This is a genomic window from Bradyrhizobium sp. ORS 278, from assembly GCF_000026145.1.
GTDB lineage: Bacteria > Pseudomonadota > Alphaproteobacteria > Rhizobiales > Xanthobacteraceae > Bradyrhizobium.
Genome location: NC_009445.1, coordinates 7347925 through 7373450 on the forward strand (window position 1 = coordinate 7347925; position 25526 = coordinate 7373450).

19 protein-coding genes are annotated in these 25526 nt (G+C 62.0%); 3 read left to right on the forward strand and 16 right to left on the reverse strand.

Annotated elements, in window-relative coordinates; all coding sequences use genetic code 11:
• Positions 1 to 174 precede the first annotated feature (174 nt).
• The 5 genes from BRADO_RS32670 to BRADO_RS32690 form a co-directional block, all read right to left on the reverse strand.
• Positions 175 to 1794, reverse strand: coding sequence for a calcium-binding protein (locus tag BRADO_RS32670; RefSeq protein WP_157872652.1), 1620 nt, complete (start codon positions 1792 to 1794; stop codon positions 175 to 177).
• A 552-nt stretch (positions 1795 to 2346) separates the two neighbouring features.
• Complete coding sequence (locus BRADO_RS32675; RefSeq protein ID WP_012030487.1) at positions 2347 to 3507, reverse strand: glycosyltransferase family 4 protein; 1161 nt, start codon at positions 3505 to 3507, stop codon at positions 2347 to 2349.
• Positions 3504 to 5480, reverse strand: coding sequence for an alginate lyase family protein (locus tag BRADO_RS32680; RefSeq protein WP_012030488.1), 1977 nt, complete (start codon positions 5478 to 5480; stop codon positions 3504 to 3506). The genes BRADO_RS32675 and BRADO_RS32680 overlap by 4 nt, the downstream gene beginning before the upstream one ends.
• Positions 5477 to 7669 carry a bi-domain-containing oxidoreductase gene (locus BRADO_RS32685; RefSeq protein ID WP_012030489.1) on the reverse strand — a complete coding sequence of 731 codons (2193 nt, stop codon included), beginning with the start codon at positions 7667 to 7669 and terminating at the stop codon, positions 5477 to 5479. The genes BRADO_RS32680 and BRADO_RS32685 overlap by 4 nt, the downstream gene beginning before the upstream one ends.
• A gap of 77 nt (positions 7670 to 7746) precedes the next feature.
• Positions 7747 to 8880 carry a glycosyl hydrolase gene (locus tag BRADO_RS32690; protein WP_012030490.1) on the reverse strand — a complete coding sequence of 378 codons (1134 nt, stop codon included), beginning with the start codon at positions 8878 to 8880 and terminating at the stop codon, positions 7747 to 7749.
• Between the two features lie 307 nt (positions 8881 to 9187).
• Between BRADO_RS32690 and BRADO_RS32695 the strand changes: the two genes are divergently transcribed.
• The 3 genes from BRADO_RS32695 (at position 9188) to BRADO_RS33415 (ending at position 12606) form a co-directional block, all read left to right on the forward strand.
• Complete coding sequence (locus BRADO_RS32695) at positions 9188 to 10426, forward strand: glycosyltransferase family 4 protein (protein WP_371259348.1); 1239 nt, start codon at positions 9188 to 9190, stop codon at positions 10424 to 10426.
• Between the two features lie 144 nt (positions 10427 to 10570).
• Positions 10571 to 11881, forward strand: coding sequence for a nucleotide sugar dehydrogenase (locus tag BRADO_RS32700; protein WP_012030492.1), 1311 nt, complete (start codon positions 10571 to 10573; stop codon positions 11879 to 11881).
• 2 nt (positions 11882 to 11883) lie between these two features.
• Positions 11884 to 12606 carry a bifunctional 2-polyprenyl-6-hydroxyphenol methylase/3-demethylubiquinol 3-O-methyltransferase UbiG gene (locus BRADO_RS33415; protein WP_157872653.1) on the forward strand — a complete coding sequence of 241 codons (723 nt, stop codon included), beginning with the start codon at positions 11884 to 11886 and terminating at the stop codon, positions 12604 to 12606.
• 18 nt (positions 12607 to 12624) lie between these two features.
• Here BRADO_RS33415 and BRADO_RS32710 read toward each other — a convergent pair whose 3' ends face one another.
• The 11 genes from BRADO_RS32710 to BRADO_RS32760 all read right to left on the reverse strand — a co-directional run bounded on the left by BRADO_RS32710 (position 12625) and on the right by BRADO_RS32760 (position 25260).
• A complete protein-coding gene (locus BRADO_RS32710; protein WP_063822886.1) occupies positions 12625 to 13296 on the reverse strand; it encodes a class I SAM-dependent methyltransferase in 672 nt (223 codons plus the stop codon).
• A gap of 96 nt (positions 13297 to 13392) precedes the next feature.
• Entirely contained in the window at positions 13393 to 14043 is a 651-nt protein-coding gene (locus BRADO_RS32715) for a methyltransferase domain-containing protein (RefSeq protein ID WP_244422937.1), read from the reverse strand.
• Entirely contained in the window at positions 14040 to 15386 is a 1347-nt protein-coding gene (locus BRADO_RS32720; protein WP_012030496.1) for a lipopolysaccharide biosynthesis protein, read from the reverse strand. The genes BRADO_RS32715 and BRADO_RS32720 overlap by 4 nt, the downstream gene beginning before the upstream one ends.
• Positions 15383 to 16678, reverse strand: a complete 1296-nt coding sequence (locus BRADO_RS32725; RefSeq protein ID WP_012030497.1) for an O-antigen ligase — start codon at positions 16676 to 16678, stop codon at positions 15383 to 15385. Before BRADO_RS32725 ends, BRADO_RS32720 begins: the two co-directional genes overlap by 4 nt.
• Positions 16678 to 17790: a glycosyltransferase family 4 protein gene (locus BRADO_RS32730; RefSeq protein WP_012030498.1), complete on the reverse strand. Its 1113-nt coding sequence runs from the start codon at positions 17788 to 17790 to the stop codon at positions 16678 to 16680. Before BRADO_RS32730 ends, BRADO_RS32725 begins: the two co-directional genes overlap by 1 nt.
• Positions 17791 to 17793: 3 nt before the next feature.
• Positions 17794 to 18543: a bifunctional 2-polyprenyl-6-hydroxyphenol methylase/3-demethylubiquinol 3-O-methyltransferase UbiG gene (locus BRADO_RS32735; protein WP_012030499.1), complete on the reverse strand. Its 750-nt coding sequence runs from the start codon at positions 18541 to 18543 to the stop codon at positions 17794 to 17796.
• A gap of 109 nt (positions 18544 to 18652) precedes the next feature.
• Positions 18653 to 19372 carry a hypothetical protein gene (locus BRADO_RS32740; protein WP_157872654.1) on the reverse strand — a complete coding sequence of 240 codons (720 nt, stop codon included), beginning with the start codon at positions 19370 to 19372 and terminating at the stop codon, positions 18653 to 18655.
• A gap of 49 nt (positions 19373 to 19421) precedes the next feature.
• Positions 19422 to 21698 carry a polysaccharide biosynthesis tyrosine autokinase gene (locus tag BRADO_RS32745; RefSeq protein WP_012030501.1) on the reverse strand — a complete coding sequence of 759 codons (2277 nt, stop codon included), beginning with the start codon at positions 21696 to 21698 and terminating at the stop codon, positions 19422 to 19424.
• Between the two features lie 136 nt (positions 21699 to 21834).
• On the reverse strand, positions 21835 to 22497 hold the full coding sequence (locus BRADO_RS32750) for a hypothetical protein (RefSeq protein ID WP_244422938.1): 663 nt from the start codon (positions 22495 to 22497) through the stop codon (positions 21835 to 21837).
• Between the two features lie 96 nt (positions 22498 to 22593).
• Positions 22594 to 24048 (reverse strand): O-antigen ligase, encoded by a 1455-nt coding sequence (locus tag BRADO_RS32755; RefSeq protein WP_012030503.1) that lies wholly within the window; start codon positions 24046 to 24048, stop codon positions 22594 to 22596.
• A 27-nt stretch (positions 24049 to 24075) separates the two neighbouring features.
• Positions 24076 to 25260: a polysaccharide biosynthesis/export family protein gene (locus tag BRADO_RS32760; RefSeq protein WP_050781074.1), complete on the reverse strand. Its 1185-nt coding sequence runs from the start codon at positions 25258 to 25260 to the stop codon at positions 24076 to 24078.
• Between the last annotated feature and the right edge of the window lie 266 nt (positions 25261 to 25526).

Genomic DNA, 25526 nt, shown 5'->3' on the forward strand with positions numbered 1-25526 from the left:
GACGCCGAGCGCTGGGGGTGAGCGATGCCTTTAAAGCGGGCGAGCCAAGGCGGCGCGATACGTTCTGTCGTCGGAAGGAGATGCACGATTATTTATGACCAAACGATAACGCCGCCTCGGCGGAGCCGGGCGGCGTTATGAAGGCAATGTCGACTGCTAGATCAAGACGGCCGATCAGAGCTTGGTGTAGTTGCCATCGTTGAAGATCAGGTACTCGATGTTGCTGACCTGAACGACCTGGCCGTTGCTGAAGGTCACGTCGAGGGCACCAGGCGTGGTAGCGCTTGCCGTGATGCCGCTCAGGTCGGCCTGAGAATGATCGAGGAACGTGACAGAGTCGAGATTGCCGCCGCCGCCATCGATCGTATCGTTGCTGGTAGCGTTGTTGAGATAGAAATAGTCCTGACCAGCGCCGCCAACCATCGACGCGGTGCCAGTGCTCGAGCCGATGAACGAGCTTCCGTCGCTGCCACCGATGAGCGTCTGCGTACCCGAGCCGGCCACCAGAACGTCGTTGCCCGATCCGCCGTAGAGCGTATCGCTTCCGGATCCGCCATACAGCGTGTCGTTGCCCGCGCCACCATAGAGGCTTGTCGCATGCGACGAGTCGCTGAACGAGTAGACCGTGTCGTTGTCGTCGCCGCCGTTGAGCACGACCGTGCTGGCGCCACCCACGAGCAGATCGTTGCCAGCGCCGCCATAAAGTGTATCGGCGCCGCTGCCGGCGTACAGGGAATCGTTGCCCGCATCACCGAACAGCTGCGTGCCATGTGAAGCGTCGCTATACGAGTACAGCGCGTCGTTGTCAGCGCCGCCATGCAGCTCAGCCGTCCGAGCGCCACCGACCAGAAGGTCATTGCCCGTGCCGCCGAACAGCAGATCGGAGCCGTCACCGGCGTAGAGCGAATCGTTTCCGGCATCACCCGAGAGCAGGCTGGCGTGGGTGGCTGCAGAGTTCGAGTAGATGATATCGTTGCCGTTGCCGCCATAGAGCGAGTCGTAGCCGGCCACGTTGCCGAGGATGATGTCGTTGTCATCACCACCGTCGAGCAGCTGATTACCAATACCGGCCGTCAGCGTGTCTGCGCCAGCGCCGCCATAAAGGCTGTCGCTGCCCGCTCCGCCGAACAGCTGGTCGTTGCCGCCGTCACCATAGAGCAGGTTCGCGGTGTGGGAGTTGCTGCCGGAGATCAGCACATCGTTGTCGTCACCGCCGTGCAGCTCCGAGCTGGTGCCGCCATAGAGGGTGTCATTGCCCGATCCGCCGAACAGAGTATCGGCGCCGAAGCCGAAGAGATAGTCGTTGCCCGCGCCGGCGCTCAGCGTGCTCGTACCCGACACCTGATCGACGAGCACGTCGTTGCCGGAGCCACTCTCGATCGAGTCCGAACCAGCACCGGCATAGATCGTGTCATTGCCCGCGCCGGTCAGAACTGTCACGTTCGCGGTGTCGTTGATGTAGATCTGATCGGCGCCACCACCCGTTGCGACCAGGACCGGGTCACTGCCATTGACCACGAGCGTCGCGTCGCTCGGCGTGTCGACGATGATTGCCTTGAGTGCCGGATCCGTCGTGACGGTGTTGTTGGCATTGACCTCAATAAGAACGTTCGCGTTCGGGTCTGGCGTCCCTACGCCAGTCCCGACCTGAACGGGGATCGCATCGCCATTGTCGGGATTGGTGTAGGCCGTCTTTCCGATCAGATAGTCAATGATCTGTTGCTGAACGGTGGGGTCGAAATTGGCAGAAATTGCCGCCTTAAGGTCCGTCTGGTCGAGATTATAAGTGGCCATCGAGATCCGCCCCTGCTCCAAAAACTAGTGTCAAAAGACCGCCCACGCTTAAGCAACTGATTCGTCAACGCGATTGCTGCATAGCACACACACCATGCCACGTTAACAACTTGTTAGCCGCATTGTTAAATCCCCGCCCCCCACGAGTCAACGGGCAATGTTCTGTTAATATTGATATGTGCGGGTTTTGATTTAGCAAATTCGCTTCGGGCGACGGAACTCGCGCCCACGGGCAACGTCGCCAATGTTAGCCGCGATGCAAAAAATGCAGGCGCTTTTGGGGGTTAGCGAGAAATGTGAGATTGATTTTCGGTCATTGGCGCCGCCGAAATGAGCAAGCCCGCCGATTAGGCGGCGCTCACTTCCAATCGCCAGGCGATAGCCACATTCCCTGCAACCAAAAGACGTAATTCGCCGAAAAACAGCCGCATTCACGGCAACTTCTGCCGACAGACGAGAAATCTCTGCGCTCTGGAAATGTTAAATCTAACATTCGACGAAGGTCGCCGACAGCTGGAGTATTGTCTCCGCCAACTGCAGGCTAAGCCGTACCTACGATGAGTGCTGGGCACGCCGATAGATCGCCTCGAGCAGACGCAGATTGGCGTGCGGCGTGTACCGGCTCAGATAGGTTTGCCGCGCGGAGCGACCGCAACGGTCGGCGAGCGCATGATCGCCCGCGAACTCTGCGATGTTCGACGCAAGCGCCGCTATGTTGCCCGGCGGGTTGAGAGCACCGGTTTCTCTGTCCCTGATGATTTCGGCCAGCGCCCCGAGGCGCGATGCGAGGACCGGGGTGCCGCGCGCAAAAGCTTCCACGACGACCATCGGAAATCCCTCGTACCAGCGCGATGGCACCACCAGCGCTCGCGTGGTGGACATTTCTCGCAAGACCTCCGTCCGAGAGATCTCGCCGAGGAATGTGACGTTCGGACCAGCCTCTCGGCGAAGCCGTTCGTGCTCCGGTCCTCCTCCTGCGATCCGCAGGGGCACGCCGGCGGTTGCGGCCGCGCAGATCAGATCATCGACGCCCTTCTCCGGGCTGAGCCGGCCGACGAACAAGAGACCCTCGCGGCGTGCCGCCCCGTCTGGCTCCCCAGGATCGGGCAGAAAGTTCGGCTTCACGTCGATGGTATCGGCATCAAAGCCCGACCTTGCAAAGAGATCACGCGCGAACTCAGTCAACGCAATGAACCTGATGCCCGGCCGCGTCCAGGTGCCGCGTCGCTTGTGACTCGTGATCATCCAGGCCGACGCGGCCGATCCTACGTATGATGCCCGATAGCAGCGGTGAATGATGCCTCTGATCTGATCGCCCGCATCGAGACATTCATGACATACGCGGCCGTTCCGCAACAGCATGCCGCCGGAGCAGATCGTCCGGTAGTTATGCAGCGTCGCGACGGCGGGCACACCGAATTGACGACAAACATCGAAAATCGCGGGTGACAGTCGAGGGAAGAAATTGTGGACATGAACCACGTCAGGTCGATGGCGTTCGATCGCCTCCCCGATCGCCTGCCGGCCGAACCGGCTATCGACCACGGAAAGCGTTGCCGCGACGCGCGATGCCAGCGAGTTGATCGCATGATTACTGACAGTCAGCGTCTCGACCTGGTGGCCGGCCTCACGCAGTAGCGCCGTTTCCGCGTCGAAGACGACATCCTCTCCGCCGCGGCCCTGATACTGGTTGTGCGCGACGAGGATCTTCATGCGACGCGGAAATCTGCCGACCAGCTCAATTCGGTGACGAGGCTCGTGCCGGCTCGCAGCACACCAGAGCCTATCAGCGTGGTCGAAGGAACCTTGTGGCCGAAGGCCGGCGAGTACCAGCCGGCCGGCAACGCTTCGTCGCCGTGATGGCTCCGCCAGGCAAGCTGCGACGGCAACGCAAGCTCGCCTCGTCCTCCGGACCAGGTGAGCGTCGCTCGATCCGCACCGAGCTCGCAACCGACAGCGGGACCCAGGTGCCAGCAGAGCGCCACGGGGATCGGCAACTCGCCGCTCTCCAGGAGAGTGTCGGTCACCTCGAGCTTTGACCCCTTGCGCATCAGACGTACGCTGCGTCGATGAACCAGCGGCCGATAGCCGAAATGTTCCGCCGTCCAAAGTGCATCGAAGGACTCGTCGTCCAGCCCCTCCATCGCGACCAGCCGACTGCGCGCATGCTGCGTCCACAAGAACGGACCACCGGACCTCGATTGGTCGTGTCCAAAGGCCTGCAACGTGTTGTGCCCCAGCGTCGATCGGAAGTAGTCGCGCCAGCGCGGCTCGGAGTGGTAGCAATAGGTGCCAGGATCGGCGAGGACATCGACACCGCCGATCCGGCATTCAATCGAGAGCGCATCGGCATGGCCATGCGCTGCGATCCGGCCGAACCCAAGCGGACCGTGGTCGCAACGAGCCCAGAATCCGCTGCGGCTGCTGACCAGATAGGCCTGACCAGCGTCCGGAAACAGCCGCCGAGCACGACCGGCATCATCGGCCTGACGCGGACGGCACCACAGATCATGAGTCAGCAGGACGCTCCGGACATCATCTGCCGCTTCAGCAGGCCACCAAGAAGGCCGCCCGAACAGGCGTGCACCAGTCTCGATCAGGCCAAGCCAGCGATTCCCGGCGGGATCATCGACGAGAAGTCCGATCCCTTCGTCGCTGTCCCCCTGGCGTGGCGCGTGCCCGGCCGGGTCGATCATGCTCGCCACGGCGTCGGTCATTAGCTCGATTGCACGCCAAACTTCCGGTGCAACCGGATGGCCCGCAGCTTCCCCCTGAATGGCGGCGATCAAAAGCAGTTCGAGAACGAAGCCATGATAATCGGACGCCAGCTCTCGATTGGCGCCGCAGGGGAATGTCTGTATCACCGCCTCCCGGGCCAGCGTCTCGGCGGCCGCCACACGCCAGCGGCCGCTCTGCCGGAAGAGCGGAAACGCACAGCTCGCGACAAATTGGCCGGCGGCCTCTGCGATCAGATGATTATTGGCCGACGATCCCCGGCTGGGAAAACGCGACAGCCAGAGTTGATGCGCATAGAGCTGGTCAATGAACTCGGCATTGCCTTCAAACAGATCGCCGGCTCCTGGCCAGGCGGAGAGCAGTTGCCGAATCCACACGAAAGCAATCAGGCGCAGCCCGATTTCGATGCCGCTGATCCAATGCGGCCCATGCAGGAATAGATTCTGGTGCCACCAACTGCGCAAATGTCCGGCAACCCGCATGGCGTAACGCTCGTCGCCCGACAGGGCGAAGGCTGCCGACAGCACGGTCAGATGGTGGAGGCGCGCCGGCTCCCAGATGAACTTGATATCGCCATGTCTCCCCGCATCGCGATACGCAATCGCGAACGCGTAGTCGGACGACGGCGCCCGTCTTCCGCTGCGGGCATCGATGAACCAGTCCGGATCGTCACCGAGCGCCGGATGACGAGTGCCGAAGATCTCCCATTCACCATCAAGGACACGATCCGCACGCTGCAGCAGGCGCGCGGCGGCCGCCGCGGGCACCATGGACGCAGAAGGCAAGGCCTTGAGTCGAACGCCGTTCGGCCGGGCGTCTCGACGCGCCAGGCGAGCGATATCCGGGGCTTGCAGGCGCCAAAAAAGGCGCCAGAGCTGATCCTGAACGCGGCCGCTGAGCTCGGACAGCTCCATGCGGATGAGCCGGCGGAGGTACCAGCCCGGATTCATGGGATCGCCGACGCCGAGAGTTCGTTCTCAATTTCCGGCGGGGTCGCCGATCTGAGATCGACGAGAAGCCCCGTGGCGGCGCTCTCCTGGACCGCCAGAGTGGCGCGGGTGGTCGCGAGCAAGGATTGAAACGGAATCGGCATCGGCTTTCCTGAGCGGACACAGTCGACGAAGGCCGACAGCATGGGCCCCTGCCCCTTATCCAACGGAGCCTTCTTCGAAGAGCGGCTCCCTTTGCTCCAGCTCTCGACGCGGGAGAAGTTGTCAAACTTCACAAAGCCCGCGGACCCAGAGGCTTCGAGCAGCTCCTTTGGCACCCGTGAGTCACCTCCGGTCAGGTAGCTCAATGTCGCGACCGAGCCATCGTCGAAGGTGAGGGTCGCCACCAGGTTGTCGATATCGCTGCCGGCCGCCGAAGCCGTGACCCGGACGGGCTCGGATCCGACCCACCAGCTGAGCGCATCGATGAAGTGACCGCCTTCACCGGCAAAGCGGCTTCCCTCGGTTTCGGCCTGGGAATACCAGGATGTCTTCTCCAGTGGTCCGGCGACCACACGGTAGTGCAGGATTTGCGGACCCGAACTAGAAAACGAATCACGCGCCGAGGAGAGCAGCGGCGAGAAGCGGCGATTGAAGCCGACCATCAAACGGTCGTTACCGGTCTGATGAACGGTTTCGATCACCCGGGCAAGCGACGTCCGGTCGAGCGCCAGTGGCTTTTCGACAAACACGGCCTTGCCGGCGCGTAGCGCCCGAGCCGCGAGATCGGCATGCGAGGCATGACGCGTCGCGATCAGAACGGCATCGATGTCGTCGGCCTCGAGCACGGTCGATGCGTTCGTCGATGCGCGCGCAAAGCCGAACTTGCGGGCGGCGGTCGCGCCGCTGAGGCCGGTGTTGGTGACAACCTCGACCAGCTCGACCTGATCATTGCTCACGAGTTGGGGCAGCAGCATGCTGGAAGCATAGGCGCCTGCCCCGATCACGCCCAGCCGGACCCGATCCTTGCTCGCGACGGCTCGCGGCCGATACGCAATGCGGTCCGAGCGCGCGGCATCCGGCGCGTAGGAAAACAGCACGCCAAGGCTATCAGCACTTCCCTTGTTCAGACGCTCGAACGCAGAAACAGCGGCATCGAACGCCACGACATCGGTTACCAGGGACGAAAAGTCGAGACGTCCATCCGCGAGCAAACCGACAATCGCCTCCATGTTGCGTCGCTCGGTCCAGCGCACCTGGCCGATGGGATAATCAATGCCCCCTTCCTCATAGAGCGGATCGTAGCGGCCGGGCCCGTACGAGCGGGAAAAGCGGACATCCAGTTCCTTGTCGTAGAAATCGTTCCACGGCAGGTTCAGCGTGCATTTGCCGATGTCGACGATCCGGCCGCGATCCCGCAACAAGCCCGCCGCGCGCTTAGCAAGATCGGGATCGTTGCTGCCCGCGGTGATGAACACGCAATCGACGCCATTCCCTGCAGTCAGTTGCGTGACCCTGCTCGCGAATTGCTCCGAGCTGTCATCCGAGGCGACCGCGCAAAGGACCGCTCCGGCGGCCTCGGCGCTGCGGCAGCGCGTTTCGAGGCGATCCAGGCCCACCGTACGCACCCCGGCGCTGCGCAGCAATCGCACGAGGATCTGGCCGATCAGGCCGAGACCGATGACGCACACGGTCTCGCCCAGGCGCGTTTCCGATTGGCGCATCGCCTGCAGAGCGATCGCGGCTATGGTGGTAAAGGCGGCCTGGTCGAGCGGGGCACCGTCGGGAAGCGGAACGCAGAGGTTGGTCGGCACCCAGTTGTATTCGGCGTGAGTGGCGTATTGATTGCCGGCACAACAGACGCGCTGGCCGACATGGAAGCCGCTGACGCCTTCGCCGATCTCGACCACGATGCCTGAGCTCGAGTAGCCGAGCGGGGTGAACGAATCGAGCTTGTTCATGACCTTGTTGTAGGTCGCGAGCAGGCCCTGCTGCTGCACGGATCGGACCACCTTGGCGACCTGATCCGGTCGCGCGCGCGCCTTGCCGATCAGCGACAGGCGGCCTTCGGAAAACTTCATCAGCTCGGTGCCGGTGGAGACGGCCGAGAATGCCGTTTGCACCAGAACGCCGCCCGGGCGGCAGCGCGGCGCGGGCACTTCGATCACCTTGAGCTCACCAGTCTTATAGTTTTGCGCGATCTGCTTCACGGTCTGTTCTGTGTCCGATCAACGGGTGCGTTCTAGCGCGGCCGCTCGCTTCATAAAAGCAGAGACAAACCCGATGGTTAGTTTTGCTCCTCGGTGAGCATGACCGGCCGGGGTCCGACCTCCAACCGACCGTCGACGATCGCATGTGTGCCGCCGTCAAGGTCATGGCGAAGCCAATAGCGCCCGCTGACCTGATAGGCCGCGTTGCCCGCTGCACTCCACACGACCTGGGCCTTGTGGCCGTCGGAGAGAACGAGGTCCAGCCGCCACAGCGAGCGGCCAAGGCGCGACAAACCCTGCACTCGCGCCCCCTCGAGCCAGTGCCGGACCGTCTGGAACGCCACGCCCGAGGCCAGCAGCCCCGAGGATGGCTCCCACAGCCGTCCGAAATCGGAGCCGCCGCCGTCGACCTCGTACCAGTAGGACCGATCCACGCCCATCGCCCATTTCAGCAGATAGGAGCGGGCCAGATAGGCTGCCTGATTGGCGTCCTTCAGCGGCCAGCCAGCCTCCGTGTCCCATATCGGCTTCCCCTGCAAGCCTTGTGCGGCCAGCATGCCCTTGAACCGCTGTATCACGGGCAGCACCGCTTCCGGATCGCTCACATAGCCATGGAACGCAAAGACATCGGCATAGCGGCCGCCGCCCTTCTCCAGGAAAGCAGCTTGCCAGCGGTAACCCTCAGCGGTTCCATTCGATGACGGCGTCAGGACGATCAGTGTCGGATCGATCGACTTGATGATCTCATAGGCCCGCTGCTGGAGCCTGACCATCGTCTCGACGTCGCCGGAATAGTATTTCGGATCCTCCGGCTCGTTCCAGATTTCCCAATAGCGGATCCGCCCAGCGGCTCTCGTCACCGCCGAGCGAACCCAATCCTCCCACACGCCGAGATCGGCGGGCGGCGAACTCGCTCCAGGGCTGAAGGCGGGCAAGGCGTCACGGGAGGCCGCTGCCCAGCGCGGCGTATAAGCGAGATTGAACACGACATCGAGGCGGCGCTGCTCGGCCTCTTGAACAATGCGGTCGAAGCGCGTCCAGTTATAGGAGCCAGGGGCTGGATTGACCTGCGCCCAATAGATCGCGCCCCACAGCCGAACGGCGTTGAAATCGAGCGTGGGCCACGGCCTCGGCAGCCCGATCGCGTTGACGGTCATGCCGAAATAGCTTGACGGAATGGGGGTCCGCGCCCGCTCCGCGGAAGCCGCCATCGCCTCGTCGCCCCACGGGTTGAAAACCCTGTAGGCAGCGATCGCGCCACACCCCACCAAAAGAAGCAAAATCGCCGTCCGCAGCCTGTGGCCGCCGCGGCGTCGCGCGGGATTCGTCTCAGCGGACACCAACAGTCCCGTCCTCTAATACCTTAACACCGGCCCCGGCGCGCTCTTAACATAGATCACGTTGAGCGTTGGACAAAGTTCGGCCTTCTTGTTAACCCTCGGACGTTAATATCACTCAAGCCGGTTCCTCTTGCCCAGACGCCAAATGCATCATCCAAAGCCCTCGCGGCGCGTTCTGATGATCGTCGAGAATCTTCCGGTCCCGTTCGATCGGCGCGTCTGGTGCGAGGCGACGTCTCTCAGGAAGGCCGGTTACGAGGTCGCTGTCATCTGTCCGAAGGGCCGGGGACACGACTCGTCCTACGAGCTCCTTGAAGACATTCATATCTACCGCCATCCGCTTCCCGTGGAAGCGCGCGGGATCGCCGCCTACTTCATCGAATATCCGACGGCGCTATTCTGGGAACTTCTGCTCGCCATCAAGGTCGCCTGGAAGCACGGTTTCGATGCGATCCACGCCTGCAACCCACCCGATCTCATTTTCCTGCTTGGAATCGTGTTCAAGCTGCTCGGCCGCAAGCTGTTCATCTTTGACCATCACGACGTCAATCCGGAGCTCTACGAAGCCAAGTTCGGTCGCAGGGACATTTTTTGGAAGCTGCTGCGTTTCGTTGAATTCCTCACTTTCAAAACCGCTGACATCTCCATCGCGACCAACGAATCCTATCGTGACATCGCGATCAGCCGCGGCGGCATGTCGACGGACCGCGTCTTCATCGTGCGATCCGGTCCGAACCTGCAACGCGTCCGGCCACGTCCGGTCGATCCGACATGGCGGAACGGGCGCCGCTTCAGCGTCGGCTATATCGGCGTGATCGGCGAATCCGAGGGTTTGGACCTGCTGCTGCAGTCGATCGATCACATCGTTCATCGATTGGGACGAACGGACATCCAGTTCAACATTGCGGGTACAGGCCCGGCATGGAACGCCATCGTCAAGCTGAGCGCGGCGATGAAGCTGTCCGATTTCGTCACTTTCACCGGCTCGATCGGTGACGAGGCGTTGTTTACCATGCTTTCGACGGCCGACGTCTGCGTCAATCCGGATCGGGTGACGCCGATGAACGACATCTCGACCATGAACAAGATCATGGAGTACATGGCTCTCGGCAAACCGATCGTGCAATACGATGTCCGCGAAGGACGCCGTTCGGCGCTCGACGCCTCGCTCTATGCCGCGAAGAACGACCCGATCGACTTCTCGAACAAGATCATCGAGCTGATCGAGGCCCCAGAGCGTCGCGAAGCAATGGGCCAGTATGGACGAGAGCGGCTGGAGATGGCGCTGTCCTGGGATCACGAAGAGCCGAAGCTGCTTGCCGCTTACGACGCCCTGTTTTCGAAGACGGCCGGGCGCTCTCCGGTGTCTGTCGAACCGGCGCGCGCTGTCCGCCCCTCGAGCCCACGTTCGATCTGAACGACGTCGCCCAGCCGAAGCGCATTCGGCCGTTTACCGACTCGGAATGATTTCCACCGATTCGTTGGGCCTGTGCTATCAGCGATCCCAAGACTTTTTCCCTTGCCGCCGGACGGTTCGTCCGAAGGCTACGAAACCATAACGATGAATATCAGTATCTTCGGCCTGGGCTATGTTGGAACCGTCTGTGCGGCCTGTCTGGCCGAGCTCGGACACCACATCATCGGCGTCGACAAGGCAGGTGCCAAGGTTGAACTGATCCAGGCAGGCCAGTCCCCGGTCATCGAACCCGGAATCTCCGAAAAGGTCGCGGCAGCCGTGGCTGCCGGCCGCCTGACCGCTTCGACCGATGCAACGGCGGCAATCGCTGCCACCGACATCTCGATGATCTGCGTCGGAACCCCTTCCGCGGCTTCGGGAGACCTCGACCTGACCGCCATTCGTCAAGTCGCAGCCGAAATCGGCCACGGCCTCAGAGAGAAGCCCACGTCCCATCTCGTGGTCATCCGATCGACGGTCCTGCCAGGGACGTCCCAAAGGATTGTCGTTCCTCTGATCGAGGAGGCCTCGGGAAAGAAGGCCGGGACCGATTTTGAGATCAGCTTCAATCCGGAGTTCCTCCGGGAGGGATGCGCAATCGCGGACTTCAACTCCCCGTCCAAGACGGTTGTCGGCGCTGACCGCAGCGAGACGGCCGCACGCATTCTCTCGCTCTATGAGCAGCTCCCCGGCGCCAAGATCGCGGCCTCGATCGAAACTGCCGAACTCGCGAAGTACATCGATAATACCTGGCATGCGCTCAAGGTCGCATTTGCCAACGAGGTCGGCGTGATCGCCAAGACGTTGGATATCGATAGCCGCGAGGTCATCGACATTTTCCTGCAGGATACCCGCCTGAATATATCAGCCGCCTATCTTCGACCAGGCTTCGCCTTCGGCGGCTCGTGTCTCCCCAAGGATATCAAGGCGCTCAAGCACCTCGCTGGTCGTCATGGACTGAGCGTCCCGGTCATCGAGAACGTCCTGCCGAGCAACGACATGGTGATGTCGCGTGGTGTCGATTGGATTCTGGCTCAGCCGGGCCGAAAGGTGGCGTTTCTCGGCATCAGCTTCAAGGCCGGCACCGACGATGTTCGCGAAAGCCCGTTCGTTCTTTTGGTCAACGGGCTGCTGAGCCGAGACCGCGAGGTCCGCGTCTACGATCCCAATGTGCGCCTGTCCCAACTGATCGGTGCCAACAGGGACTTCCTCATGCGCAACCGGCAGATCGCCGATATTCTCGTCGATGATGTCGCTGAGACGATCGACTGGGCCGACATCATCGTGCTGACCACCAATGATCCGCGCTTCATCGATGCCCTGCGCAGCACACGCGCCGACCAGACCGTCCTCGAACTGACGGAGGCCCGGCTGCCGGCGGATGTCCAGGCGACCGTGAAAGGCTTCCACTGGTGAACATGCGGGGCCCGAACGACGAGATGCGTCGTCGGCCGGCGATCGATTTCCACGACAATATTGCCGCCAACTGGGAGACGCTGCACCGGAGCCGGACGTTCAGGGCCCGGACTGCCGCTATGTTTGGTCTGCTGGAGCAGCAGGATCTATCCGGCCAGCGCTGGCTCGACGCCGGCTGCGGCACCGGAACATTGTCGCGTCTGCTCGCGGGGCGTGGCTGCGAGGTCACTGGCGTCGACGCATCTGCGGAGATGATACGCAGAGCACGACATCTGCCGACCGGGTCTGAGCAGACAGGCGCGCTGCGCTTCGACCAGATTGCGACGATCGAGGCATTGCCGTTCTCCGATGGCGCATTCGATGGCGTTCTATGCGCGAGCGTCCTGGAATATGTTCCGGACGTCCCCGCAGCCCTGCGCGAAATCCATCGCGTGCTCCGGGTCGATGGTCTCGTGCTGTTGTCGATCCCCAATCGCGCGTCACTGCTGCGCCAGGCGTTCAAGCTCGCCTTCGCGGTCTCTTCGCGAGCCTGGACCCGCCCGATGTTCCGCTACCTTTCGGTCTCAAAGTTCGACGCCTCCGCGACAACCGCAACCCATCTGATGCAAGACATTGGATTCTCGGTACTGGCCCTCAATTTCAGCGGCACTCCGCTGCCGGCCTTCCTCGATCACACCCCGCGATTTGGCACATTGATGAATATTCTCGCCCGCCGCATGGCGTGACTGACATCATCAGCACGACTACGTTCTGATGGCCATGAGAGACTTGGTCAGTCCCAGATATCGCTCACGATAGATCCGGGCGTCGGGAAACATCTGCTGCAGCTCGTCGGCATCGAACAAGCACCAGTCGGGCGCCGTCCTCTTGAACCAGAATCGATTGAAGATGTCGATCACCGCGATCTGTATTCGGCGTGGCAGCAGCACGATCAGCCCAGGCAGCCAAGTGTGGCTCTCGATCGGAAAGTATCGATAGGGCGTCTGGACATAGAACGATTTCGCAACTCTGGCTATTTCGCCGGAGAAGCGCGATTGATGCGCGCGTGCCATGTCGTGAAACTGGCGATCGTCGAAAATCTTCACCACCTGCTGCTTCGGGCCAGTGACGTGCTCGATGACGGACGAGCAGAAGCAGAAATCGAATTGCTGGTCCGAAAACGGCAGTCGCTCGGTTTCCTGTAACACAACCGTCTTGAAACCGTATCGCTCCCGAGCGACCTGAAGATCTGCAACGGAGATGTCACAGACGGTGATATTGGTATGACCGGGCAGGATTTCGCGAATGTGGCGGCCCGTTCCACCGCCGAGGTCGAGAATGCTCGCATTCGTGGGCACGGCGACCGTTCGAACAAGAAAGTCTCCGCGGCGACGGCGTGCCGCGGCCGAAAACCGAGCTTGCAATCTATCTAGCACGATCGGACCTCCGGCTATCGTCCAGTTCGCCGCCTCGCTTGAGACGGCGGAAGTCTGTCTGTGCGAAACTGACTTTATAAACTTGAGTTGGAGCGGTCATTTGACCGCTTCGAAAAAGATCGACTCATCCGGCCGGTTGTCCAGCAGTTCGAGGTCGGGACATCGCCCCTGCCGATAGCCACACGCTTCGGTATGCGAGAAGCCGGCGCTGCTGAAGAGAGTCGCGAGCGACGCGCGCGTGAAACCCCAATGATGGGCGAATGCCGCATCCCGGCGCCGCGTGACCTCGAACATTCCCTGCAAAAAGGCCTGAGGCTGCGTCGCATCATAGAGCGCCACGATGCGTTCGACGTCGGGGACGACGACGCGGCATACTCCTCCGGGAGCGAGCACGCGGTGCGCCTCCAGGACCAGACGCTCGATCTCATCAGGAAAGAGATGTTCAAAGACGTGCGCACTGAAGATGGCGGACATGCTGGCATCGGCAAATGGCAGCGGCTTGGTGAGATCAACGTAGCGCAGCATCGCGAACTTTCCGCTGCGATGCTCAGTGTATCGGCTGTGGCTGATCAGGCCCACCTGGTGCAGGAGAGCGGCGGCGAATGGGATGCGCGCGATCCAGAGATGCGGCGTGATGTCCGTATTGATCCAGCCTTCGACACCGCAATTGAAGGCGCCGATATGCAGCTTTAGCTTTGGAGACATTACCGGCGACCTCTTCGTAGTCAGAGGGAGATCCGTCTTCACGACGGCATCCAGTTCGTGCGCATGGACACAACGACCGAGACGGCGCTCGATACGACCATACCGACGATGGCTCCGGGCAATCCCCAAAGCCAGATCGCGACAGGCAGCGCGCAGCACAACGAGAGCAGTCCGGCCAACCGACTGGCAAGAAACCTTTGCGGCTGCCCCACGGCGAATAGCGGCAGTGCCAACCCAAGCCAAACCGAGTCAAGCGTCATTGCCAGCGCCATCAAAGCCAGGTTCGCAAATCCTAGCTGATAGGACTTGCTCCCAACCATGATCGACATGACCCATTCGCCGCCCATAGCCACCACTGCGCCGTAAGCGACCGAGGTCAGTCCGAGCAGAGCCACGAAATCGCGTGCGACCGCCCGGATCGCCAGCCGTGGTCCCGCACGGAGCTTCTCTGCTATTTCCGGGAGACGGACTGAAACAATGGTCTGATTGAATTGGCTGAGCGGGGCGAAGATCAGCAGCAGGATACGAAGCGTTGCACCGGCCTCCAGCCCGAGCAGAAGACTGCAGAACGGGATCAGTCCGATGCTTCCGACCCAATAGGTCAGTGATGTCGCGATGAACCATCGACCACCTCGCAGCAGCCTGGTCAATGACGAGACCAGCACCTGCCGCCGGGAGCGCGCGAGATCGGATCGATGCAGCAGCGCGAGTGCGCCGGCGGTCGTCGCCGACACGGCGATGCACGACATCGCCGCGGCCGGCCCTTCTTCGCCTGTCCAGATCATGACCGCCGTCGAGATCAGCAGCGCAAGGCAATAGACCAGCGACGACAAAGCTGCTCTCGTGGTCCGCCCATCGAGATAGGCGATGCGGCGGTAGACGCTTTGCATCCGGATGGCCGGCACGGCGAGACCGGTCGCGACCGCGAGGCGACTCCATTCGGCCGGAACTCCCGGTCCGATCATACCTGCCAGCATGATCGCCAATCCGATCGAGCCGGACACCACAAGGGCCGACGAATAGAGGCCGAAGCGCAGCTGCGGCCACAGGCGCCTGGGAATGCGCTGGGCAGCGGCTGGCAGGCCGTCGTCGAACAGGCCGCGGAGAAACACCGACTCGATCAGGATCGAGAACGACCAGGCAACACTGAACCGGCCGAAGGCGTGCACCTCGAGGAAATTGGCCAGCGCGAGGGTAAGGGCGAACGCGGAGCCGCTGAGCAGCGCCTGGTCGAGCAGACCGAGGCTCAAATTGCCCGCTCCCGCCCGGATCAGCCGCGCTCTCAGACGAGACCAAAACGGCGGCGAGGCATCCAGGCGGAGACCGGGCCCTTGAAGGACCTCTGGGACTCCTTCCTTCCCGCGGCGTACGACATCGCCTCTCATGCCTTCAAATCTCGCAAACTGAGCCGACTCACGCTGACCGTCGATCGTCCGAGTTGTGCTTCCGGACCAAAATAGCACCAGAACACCAACACGCAGCCAAAGTAGTTGTGCAACAGCTGGCTGCTGTCGTTGAGCGAGGCGATGATGACGAAGATCAGCACGGCAAACGGCGCGAGCCAGAACATTCCGGACGCCCTGAATGCAAACATAACCACGTTCCGGACGGCGGTCGCCACCAGCATCAGATAGAGGCCTCCGCCGAGCAGCCCGAATTGCAGCAGGGCGTCCAGATAGGAATTCTCGAACGAGCCGAATTCCGTGTTCCATGGCGCCATGCGTGTCAGCTCGGCCGACGGCGCATTCTCCAGGCCGTTGAAGAAGCCGGAGAAACCATAACCGAGCCATGGATGCTGCCAGAAGAAGTGCGGCCACACCGACCAGAGAAAGGAGCGGCCCGTCAGATTAGCCGTACGGCCAACGAGGCCATAGAGCCATTCGGTCGGAACAGCGATGACCGCCAATCCGACAAAGCCGAGCACAAGCCAATAGATCGCCGCCAGCTCGCGTCGGCCGATGACGATGAGCGCAAGTCCGAGAGTCACCAAGAGCGTTGCGACAAGACTGATCAGCGGTCCGGCCGCGCCCGTCGCGGCGAGGGCCATAACGTGGCAGGCGGCGACCGCGCCCGACGATCCGCGTTGCGACCGCCGTCCGGCCAGACTGCGGACCAGCGATATGATCACCATCAAGCCAAAAAAGGCTCCTGCAAGATTCTTGTGACCGAAGATGCCTGCATAGGCTTCGGTGCCCAAGATCGTCGCCCGGTGAAGGGCGTCATAGGAAACGTCGGACCCGATCACGGGAAGCAACAATACGTGGACGAGAAGCGTGACCGCGCCGATCCGAAACAGCGCTTCGACCAGCTCGTCGGCTGAGCAGGACACGGCGAGGAAGGCGCCGAACAGGATGGTCGCGAGATACATCCCGAACTTCACGTAGCCCGCATCGGCGCTTTCGCTGTGAAGCTGCGACACAAACGCAAAGAGAAGGAAGATCAGAAACAAGCGGGAGCGCGAGAGCACCGCTGCAAAGCCGTGCGCATTGCGCAGGATCTGGAGCAGCAGCAGCAAGTACAGAACCAGCCAGCAGGCACGAAACAACACCGATTCACCGGCGCGCTCGGTGAAGGATATGCCCTCGACGTAGTTGAACAGGAAATAGATGCAGCCGAGCACCATTACCAGATAGGCGTAGAGAAACAGATCGACACGAGCGAGCCATCTGGCGAGCATCAGCTGCCCCTCTCATTGACGGCCGAACCGACAAGCCCTTCAGCAACCTTCATGAACGCCGTCGCGGCTGTCTCGAGCGACCGCTGTTGCATGGCTTGGCGCGCCCGCCTCGACAGCTTGTCCCAGAGCGCGGGGGTTTCGAGCAGAAGGCTGGCCGCCTCGATCCAAAGCTGCTCGTCGAGATCGCGGACGACACCGCTGTCTCCGTCGCGAACAAGATCACCGGCTGCGCCGACATGGGGCGAGACGATGCAGGGGACGCCGCACTGCATCGCTTCGTTGCAGACGAGCCCCCACGGTTCGAGCACCGAGGGCAGCAGCAGCAGCCGCGCCTGCAGGTAGACCTCGGCCATTGCATGCCAGGGCACATACGGATCGTGGCGGACCTCGATTCCCGCAGCGGCAAGCCGCGACAACATGCGCCCCTCCAGCGGACCGGAGCCGACGACGCGAACCTTGAGGCGGCGGATTGAGCGGGAGAGGCCAATGGCGACGTTTTCGAAGAAAGCAGCGTTCTTGGCGTCATCGTTGATCCTGGCGCACCACAGCAAACCGTAGGGCCTGCTTGACAGTGGCGAGACCTCCGCCGGAGCCTCCCATGCCGGGACGAGCGGAACCGTCGCGATCCGGTCCGGAGCGATCGACTGGCTCAAAAAATAGTCCCGCCCCTTTTCTCCACAGCAAACGATAGTACGGCAGCGTCGGAGCAGCCAGGGACGCACCAGACGATGATAGGCCGTGTCCGGCATCGTCTCGCGCCACCCGTCGATCGTCAGTGCGAGAGGCCGTGCCCGCAGCTGCGCCCAGACGGCACCGGCGAGCATGGATGGATAGAAGCCGTTGACCATCAGCACGGCGGGAGCGAGGCCGCTGAGAGCCCGACAGACGCCGACGTTGACATGGGTGTAGCGCGACCTGCTGAGGGGTATCGAGACCCCCGTCACGGTTTGATGCGGATAGCGCGGCTCGAACGAGCCGGCCCAGGAGCGGTCCGCCTCCTGCTCCGTGCACGACAGCACCGCGAGATCCAGCCCTTTCGCGACCAGCGCGTTATAGAGTCTGTTCGTGTACGGAGTGATCATGTTGTTGAAGACCACGAGGCGCCGAGACATCGATCATCCGCTCTGCGGCCCGCGACCAATTTCACACAACGCCGCACAATGATAAGTGGCGAGCCGGGTTGCGACAGCCGGGCCGAGCGCGAGCAGAAGCTTGCGCAGGGCACTCTTGGCGATCCCCTTCAACTTGGACGAATGAAACTCATGGACCGCGATGCTATGGTCGTAGGTGCCGAACCTTGCGACCTTCAAATCGCAGGTCTCGATCAGCAGGCGAAAGGTATCGGGCGTATAGAAGTTGATATGGCCGATATCGAGCGTGCTCTGCAGCGCCCGATGGCTGGTCCGCGCATGCAACTCACAGGGCACTTCGACGACGACAAACTTGCGCGCGACGCGGGCAAGCTCGCGAAGCAGCGAGCGCGGCTCGGGCACATGCTCCAGCACGTGGCTGGCATAGACCAGGTCGAACGAGCCATCCGCGAAGGGAAGCGCCACGCCATCATAGGTGCCCCAGGCGAATGCGGCCGAAGCGGCTCCCTCGGTTTCGAGGTGAACGCGGGGATCGATCACATCGATGCCGGTAAATCGCCGTCCGAGGCCCAGAGCCGAGAGCCGGGCAAGCACTGCGCCCGTTCCGCATCCCACGTCCAGCACGGTGCCGACGGCAGACGCCGACGCCCCGATCAGATCGGCGATATGATTCGCCTTATCGACGGCACAGACGCGGCGCCATTCACGTTCATCGTCCGAATAGGCGCCTTCATAATAGGCGTTGTGATGGCCGACACTGAAAGCGGTTGTCATCGCAAACCCATATCATCAGCAGCTCTTCGGCCAAGCCTTTGAGCGCCGCATTGTTCATTGTTCCTTAATGTCGACCGCCGGCGGCGCCATCCTGCGCCGTCAGTCTCTCTCAAATCCGGCCCCGGTTACGCCGCTCGACCGGCGCCCGACCGTCGAGGTCGTAGCCGATATCCGACATGGCCTTCAAAAGAATACCGACATTCCTCTCGGGAACACTTGCGAGGCCCGCGACCAGGCGATCCCGCACTCGCCAGCCAGGTCCTTTCAGCAGTTCGATTGCTTCCGAGTAGAGCTCGGACTTCACGAGCCTCGCAAATTCGGCAATGGCAGCGTCGGCAAGATCCGGCGGCAGGCCTTCGAACATCGCCAGCGCCATCGCATTGCGCTTGACGGCGATCCAGCCTTCATTCGGTCCCAGTCGATAGGACATCCGCAGGAGATCGTAGTGGTCGTCGCGCAATCCCTCCCGGTTGTTCCGTAGCCAGAACAGCACCAGCCACAGGTAAGGATCAGTCGGAGCGCAGAACAGAGATTTCCGGATCGATTGATCAAGCTCGAAAAGCCTGCGATCGAGCGCGTCATTCGGCACCGACAACGCATTCTCGGCGAGGCGAAGACGAACGATTGCAACACTACGATCGATCGCCGGGATACAGTCCATGCGATCACTTGCGCGCTGCAACAGCGGCTTCAAGGCGTCCAGATCGGCATCGCTGACCCGGACGTTGCGCAGGATGAGATCTCTGGCGGCCTCGAGCCGCGCCTGATCCCGAAAAATTGGCAGGCAGACGGCCCCCCAGACGACTGAGCCGAACGCGATGAGGGCCACGAGCGTCCGCACCAGGAAAGAGCCTGGCCGGAAAACCGGGGCTTTGCGCTCACTCCGTATAGCCATAGCGCGTGTAGTGGGAGTTGTAATAGTATCCCTTACCGCCGTACCCGCTGTAGCGGCTCATCGCCGCGATATCGGCCTTGTTGAGCACGACGCCGAGCAGGTTTTCGCTCACGGCGCGCGCGCTGCGCAAGGCCCGCTCGACGATCTGGACGTGGGTCTTGCCCCACTCGACGATGAAAATGAAGGAATCGACGAAATGCGCCGTCGTCCTGACATCGACCACCGGAGTGAGAGGCGGAAAGTCGACGATGATGTAGTCGTAGTCGCCCCTGACGGAATCGATCAGCTCCTTCATCTGATCGGATGCCAGGACATCGTGCGAATGGGCGATGCGCGACTTGATCACGCCGGGCAGAAACACGAGGCCGGTGGCGGGATCCCGCCAGACTGTCTCCTGCAGCGAAGCTTGCTTCGAAAGGACGTCGAGGATTCCCCGTTCGGCGTTCGCGGACACCTTCCGGGTGAGAGACGGATTGCGCAGGTCGCAATCGATCAGCAGCACGCGTACCCCGCTCTGCGCGACGAGCTGGGCAAATACGAAAGCCAGAGTGGATTTGCCCTCGTTGGGCAAGGCCGAGGTCAGTCCAAGAATCTTGGACGGCTTGGAGACACCGAGGTCGGCGCTGACCTTGATCGAGCGAATCGCCTCCGAGAACCGGGAGAAGGGCGAGTCGATCGCGGCCCACATGACAGGATCATCACCGCGCGCGATCATGCGCGGTCCCCGCGGCACCGGATCTGGCCTCGCGGCTGTCGCGCTGAGCTGAGCGGGTGGGATCCGCGGCACGACGGCGACGCAATCGACATCGAGCAGGGCCTCGACGCTCTCGCTGGTGCGGAACACGCGGTCGTAGAGGTCCCGGAACAAGCCGGCGCCGAGGCCGACCATCAGGCCACCCATCAATGAAAAGGCCAGGACAACGAACGTCTGCGGATGGCTCTTGCCGAGCGGCCGCGACGCGCGCGTGATGACCCGCGCCTCAGTGATCGGGAACGACTGCTGCTGCACGGTTTCCATGTAGCGTTGCAGGAAATTGTCGTAGAGCGAACGGTAGGTCTGCGCGGAGCTCTCCAATTCGCGCAGCTTCACCTGCGCCTGATTGGTCGATTGCGACTGTGACACGGAATCGCTGACGGCCCGTTCGATCTCGTTCTGTCGCTGGAGCGCGATGGCGTAGTCGCTCTTGTAACTCTCGGCGAGTCGCTTCAGCTCCTCCATGATGGAGGTCTGAATTTCTCGCATCTGATTGCGCAGATTGACCGCGGCAAGGTGATTGTAGCCGTAGCGAGCAGACCAGTCGGCCTCGCGATTGGCCAACTCGAGATATTGCGAGCGCAGTTTGGTGACGACCTGGTTGTTCAGCGTATCGGCAACCGTGGCGTCCGGCGCTCCACCCTTCACGACGGCCTCGATCCGATCGAGCTTGGCCTTTGCGTCGGCCACCTGGGCCTTCACGGTGACGAGCTGGGTGTTGAGCTCGCCCAGCTGCTGCTCGTTCATGAGCTTGCCGTTCGCGGCCGTCACGATGTTGTTGGACTTCTTGTATTCAAGAACGATCCGCTCGGCGTCCGACGCCTGCGATCTCAGCTCCTGGATGCGGTCCTGCAGCCAGACGCTGGCGCGGCGCGTGGCCTGATACTTCGAATCCAGCTGATCGACGATATAAGCGTCGGCCACCGCATTGGCGATCTTGGCCGCCTTTTCCGGGTCGAGCGAACGGAAGCTGATCTCGATCACATAGGTCATGCCGCGCCGCCGGACATCGAGCTGGCGCTGGAAGACCCGGACCGCGCGCCGGGTCATCTCGAACTCGTAATGCGGCGAATTGCTCCCGAACATGCCGCCCACGAAGTCGACGAGCGCGCCGACGGCTCCGGCATTGGAGCCGATAAATTCTGGATCTTCGGTCAGCTTCAAATCACGAATGACCGAAAGCGCGACGTTTTCCGATTTGAGGATCTCCACCTGGCTTTCGACGGCAGTCGAATCGACCGGGATATCGTTCATCACCGATTGCTGCTGGAAGACCTGAAACTTCCTGGTGTCGATGATCAAGGTGGCGAGCGCGGTATAGCTCGGGGCGGCTGTCAGAACATAGGCCAAGCCGGCCAGCAGGCCGATGGCCGCTGCGCCAGCAATGACGATGTACTGGCGGCGCAGATAGGCAACGAGCCCGTCGAACGTCTCGGCAAGCGAAGGTGTGTCGACCGCCGTGCTTCTGAGATCGACAGGCGGCGAAACTTGATTGCGCTGAAGCATGTCCTGCGAGAGCCGGTCCGATGCCCTTGATATGGCGCCAAATCATCAAAAATAAATGAGCGCGCAGGTCCTGGGGGGCCCGAAAATCGCCGCGCGCAGAGTTGGCCACCGTGTGAGCGGCGGCCCCCCAGATCGATTACGGAGAAACCGTCGTGATGATCGAGGTCGTCGAGGTGGTCGACGTCGTGGAGCCGGTCGAACTGCCTCCCCCGCTTGTGCCCGCGGTGAAGCTGAACTGACCGGTATTGACGCTGTTGCCGTTGATCGCTTCGAGGCCGCCGCCGCCTCCGGTGCCGGTCCCGAGACCTGTGGTCTGTCCGCCCGACGCGCCCGCGCTGCCTGCGCCGCCAGCGCCTGTCGCGGCCGTCCCGGTGTCCCCGGTCGCGGCGGCGTAGGCGACGATCGCGTCGAGATCCTTCGTTTCGGCAATGGCTTTCGCGATTCGCTCGGAATAGTCGCGGTTGCTGCGAACCACGATCCGGGCCGCCTGCCCAAGGCCAGCCGCGATAGCTGCCTTCTGATCCTTGTTGGCCTTCGCCAACAGCCCGATCAGAACATCAAGCGTCGCGGGATCGTTCACCGCCAGATCCCTGGTCTTCGCAATCAACTCCGCCCCGCCATTTGGATTCTGGGTCAGAACCTGCTCGGGGTTGGCTTTGAAGTTCGTGGCCTGATCGGCCGCCGACTGGACTACAGGCTGGGCCATTGCGACGGCACCAGGCCCAGCCAGCACCAGCGAGGCCACAGCGAGCCGCATTCCCACACCAACGAACCCAACAGAACGATGGAATTTCAACACGGCCGTCTCCTTCTCACACGCTAACAGTTTTTTAGCACAAAGCTGTTGGTCCGCCAACGAATTCACCGAACCTCGACGCCGTCCCGACAATCAGGGTTAAGCCCTGTGGCGATGCCGCGTTGGGCCGTCAGGCGATGGCGCGGACGCCGCGCCGGACCGAAAGGACTGCGCCAGGCCAACACCGACCAGCGCCGTAGCAAAAATGGTAAAGCCTGGAATCTGCAATGAAAAATCGATCGTGGAATGAAGGACCGCGGCTCCCAGGGTGCACAGGCCGACCACCGGGAAAATCACATCGCGACGGCGGCGGAACACGCCAAGTGTCAGGATTGTGCCACCTCCGATCAGAACAATGATAGCGGCCCCCAGCATTAACATTCCGCCGTTGGAAGCCAATTCGAGCAACGAATTGTGCGCCCGGTTCCAAGTCCCCATCAGCGAAATGTCGTCGGTACGATAGGCCGGATAAAGCCATTCGAACGTGCCAAAACCCGAACCCAGCCAGGCATGGTCGAGCGCCATTTTCCAAGTCGCGCGATAGGTCGACAGCCGTCCTTCATCCGACAGGCCCTGCGCGCTGAACCGGCTGCTGACGCCGCCGCCGAGCAAAGAGAGCAGCGCAAGCGCAATCGCTAGTCCCGCCGATCCTGCAATTGCGACACCGTAGTACCGCGGCAGTCGCCGATGGAAGAACAGGACGAAGGCCGCGACAGCAGCGACCAGCGACACCAGCACCGCGCCGCGCGACCCCGTCAGGAACATAGCGGACAGCGTCGTCAGCCAGCACGCCAGAAGCACCGTCGGTCGGCTGCCAGCCTTCTTGTGCAACCGCCGCAGAAGAGAGGCAAAGCGGAAACGATCCTCAGGCCAGTGCCGGTCAATGACTTCGCAGAACAACACCTGCCAGATGAGTGCGGAGCAACCGTAGTAGATGCCGGCCGTATTCCGATTGATGAACGGTGATGTGAGCGAGGTCAGATGCGCCTGCTTCTCGTAGACCAATAGGACGTGCGAGGGCTCGATTGCAAAGCTCGCCAGAGCCGTGATCGCGTAAACCAGGCCAGACGCTGCTGCCACGCTGACAACCTGTCGCGCCAATCGATGATCACCACCCACCAGAATTCCGCCCGACAAGGCAAGAAACCCGACGGCTCCCAGTCCCATGGCATAGAACGGCTGCCCGGTGACAACCGATCCGCCCGGCGGAGTGTCGCGCCCAAGAAGCTTGGCAGCATCCTGCATCAGGGGGTCCGGGGCGGAATGCGGCCATTGGACCCAGGCGAGTTGTTCACCGAGCGTCCACAAGGTCAAAGCAGCAAAGGCCACCAGCGCAGCGAGAAGGCCAACCTGAGCGCTGCGCAGATCGGCGAGCAGCAAGCCAGCAACCGCGACGCCGAGCGCGATCGTCGCCACCGTCAGAGCAATGGGACTGACTGATCCAAGAGGGAGAGGCGCCAGAACAATAACAGCGCAATAGAGCCAGAATGCGCCGCTATTGGTCAGCTGCGCCATCGGCGCAGCGCGCCGATGATGAATGATCGCGGTATCCATTTGCCACCGACGCCAGCCTCGACGCGGCTAGGGCGCGAGCTTGATGGTGTTGCGCAAGAGGGTCGCGTTATACGCCGCCACGATCGGATCGTTGACCGTCGCCGTCACGAGCCTGATCTGCTGCATGACCTTCGCATCCTCGACCGACGTTGCGTTCGACGCGTACAGCACGTCCTTGTTCCTGAGCTGGAAGCGGGTCGCCAGGAAGTAGCCGGCAGGATCGCGGAAATTGATGTTGTAGACAATCGGGATGATCGGGCCGGTAAACTTGCTCACGTCAACACCGAGCTTCGCAGCGACCTCCGGAAGCTCGCCACGATAGACGAAGACCGACGCCGGATCGGCGAGCGAGTCGTTCAGGCCGCCGGCCTTGGCAACGGCCTCGGCCAGTGAGATGCGCCAAGCCTCGAAGTTGAACTGCCCCTGCGCGCCTGAGGCGCCGAATGCGACGAAGGTCTGCGGCTCGCGGTACACATAGATCGTGTCGCCGGGGTGCACGAAGATGTTGCTCTGCGGCTCGTAGACGAGCTGCCCGAACGGCACCGTCGTCCGCTTGCCTTCACGCTCCAGCATCACCCAGGTATCGAATCCCTGCCCCTTGGGACCGCCGGCTCGGGTGATCGCATCAAGAATGTGCTCACCCGCGGCATTCGCAGGGAAACGGGCGGGACTATTGACCTCGCCAAGCACGCTGATCAGCGACGTCCGCTGCTCGATCAAGGCAACCACGGCCTGGGGCTCGATCGCACGGTTCTTCAACGCGTCGACAATAGACTTTTGCACCTCGGCCGGCGTCCGCCCCTTCGCGCGAACCGCGCCGGCATAGGGGACCGAAATATTGCCGTCCGTATCGACGTTCTGGTTGGGCAGCGTGATGTAGTTGCCCGGCCGCACGCCCGCTTCCGCAGGAATGAACAGACCACCAGCGGCCGCCTCGAAGATCGTCACGCTCACGACGTCGCCGACACCAAAGCGAATTTCTCGCGGAGCGGGTCCCTGGATTCCTCCGCCAAGCCGCGGAGCGAAAGAGGCCAGAACAGCCTCGGTCTCAGGCGTGATCTTCACGACGGCGTAAGGAAGACTTTCGGGATCTTTTTGCCCCGCCCTGACGTCCGCGCTCTGCGGACCGTTCGTGGGCGTGTAGAAGCAACCCGCGAGAGCGGAGGTCGCTGCAAAAACAAGAAAAATGCGTATCGATCTAATAATGGACATACCACCAGCCCCGAACTCTCGGTAGCATGGCGGCTGTTGCCCTCACAAGCGCCCGCTTAGGCGCGTGTTAAAGGCGCGAATGAATGTTAGCGAAGTGAGGCAATTTGGCTACAGTGGTCGGGGTAAAGACACAGTTTTCATGCGCTGATGACAGCTCCCCTGGGTTGGAGGCTATCCGATATGCTAAGATCGACGAGCATTAACAGTTTGAAGAATCATATCATCTCCCGGTTCTGCGGCGCTGCGGCAGGCATGGCAGTTGCGGT

Excerpts from the sequence above, each read along its gene's own strand:
- BRADO_RS32745 (WP_012030501.1), bottom strand. The coding sequence starts at position 21,698 with ATGCTTCAGCGCAATCAAGTTTCGCCGCCTGTCGATCTCAGAAGCACG.
- BRADO_RS32725 (WP_012030497.1), bottom strand. The coding sequence starts at position 16,678 with ATGCTCGCCAGATGGCTCGCTCGTGTCGATCTGTTTCTCTACGCCTAT.
- BRADO_RS33415 (WP_157872653.1), top strand. The coding sequence starts at position 11,884 with ATGCGGGGCCCGAACGACGAGATGCGTCGTCGGCCGGCGATCGATTTC.
- BRADO_RS32730 (WP_012030498.1), bottom strand. The coding sequence starts at position 17,790 with ATGTCTCGGCGCCTCGTGGTCTTCAACAACATGATCACTCCGTACACG.
- BRADO_RS32755 (WP_012030503.1), bottom strand. The coding sequence starts at position 24,048 with ATGGATACCGCGATCATTCATCATCGGCGCGCTGCGCCGATGGCGCAG.
- BRADO_RS32670 (WP_157872652.1), bottom strand. The coding sequence starts at position 1,794 with ATGGCCACTTATAATCTCGACCAGACGGACCTTAAGGCGGCAATTTCT.
- BRADO_RS32700 (WP_012030492.1), top strand. The coding sequence starts at position 10,571 with ATGAATATCAGTATCTTCGGCCTGGGCTATGTTGGAACCGTCTGTGCG.
- BRADO_RS32695 (WP_371259348.1), top strand. The coding sequence starts at position 9,188 with ATGATCGTCGAGAATCTTCCGGTCCCGTTCGATCGGCGCGTCTGGTGC.
- BRADO_RS32680 (WP_012030488.1), bottom strand. The coding sequence starts at position 5,480 with ATGAATCCGGGCTGGTACCTCCGCCGGCTCATCCGCATGGAGCTGTCC.
- BRADO_RS32675 (WP_012030487.1), bottom strand. The coding sequence starts at position 3,507 with ATGAAGATCCTCGTCGCGCACAACCAGTATCAGGGCCGCGGCGGAGAG.
- BRADO_RS32760 (WP_050781074.1), bottom strand. The coding sequence starts at position 25,260 with ATGTCCATTATTAGATCGATACGCATTTTTCTTGTTTTTGCAGCGACC.
- BRADO_RS32735 (WP_012030499.1), bottom strand. The coding sequence starts at position 18,543 with ATGACAACCGCTTTCAGTGTCGGCCATCACAACGCCTATTATGAAGGC.
- BRADO_RS32720 (WP_012030496.1), bottom strand. The coding sequence starts at position 15,386 with ATGAGAGGCGATGTCGTACGCCGCGGGAAGGAAGGAGTCCCAGAGGTC.
- BRADO_RS32690 (WP_012030490.1), bottom strand. The coding sequence starts at position 8,880 with ATGGCGGCTTCCGCGGAGCGGGCGCGGACCCCCATTCCGTCAAGCTAT.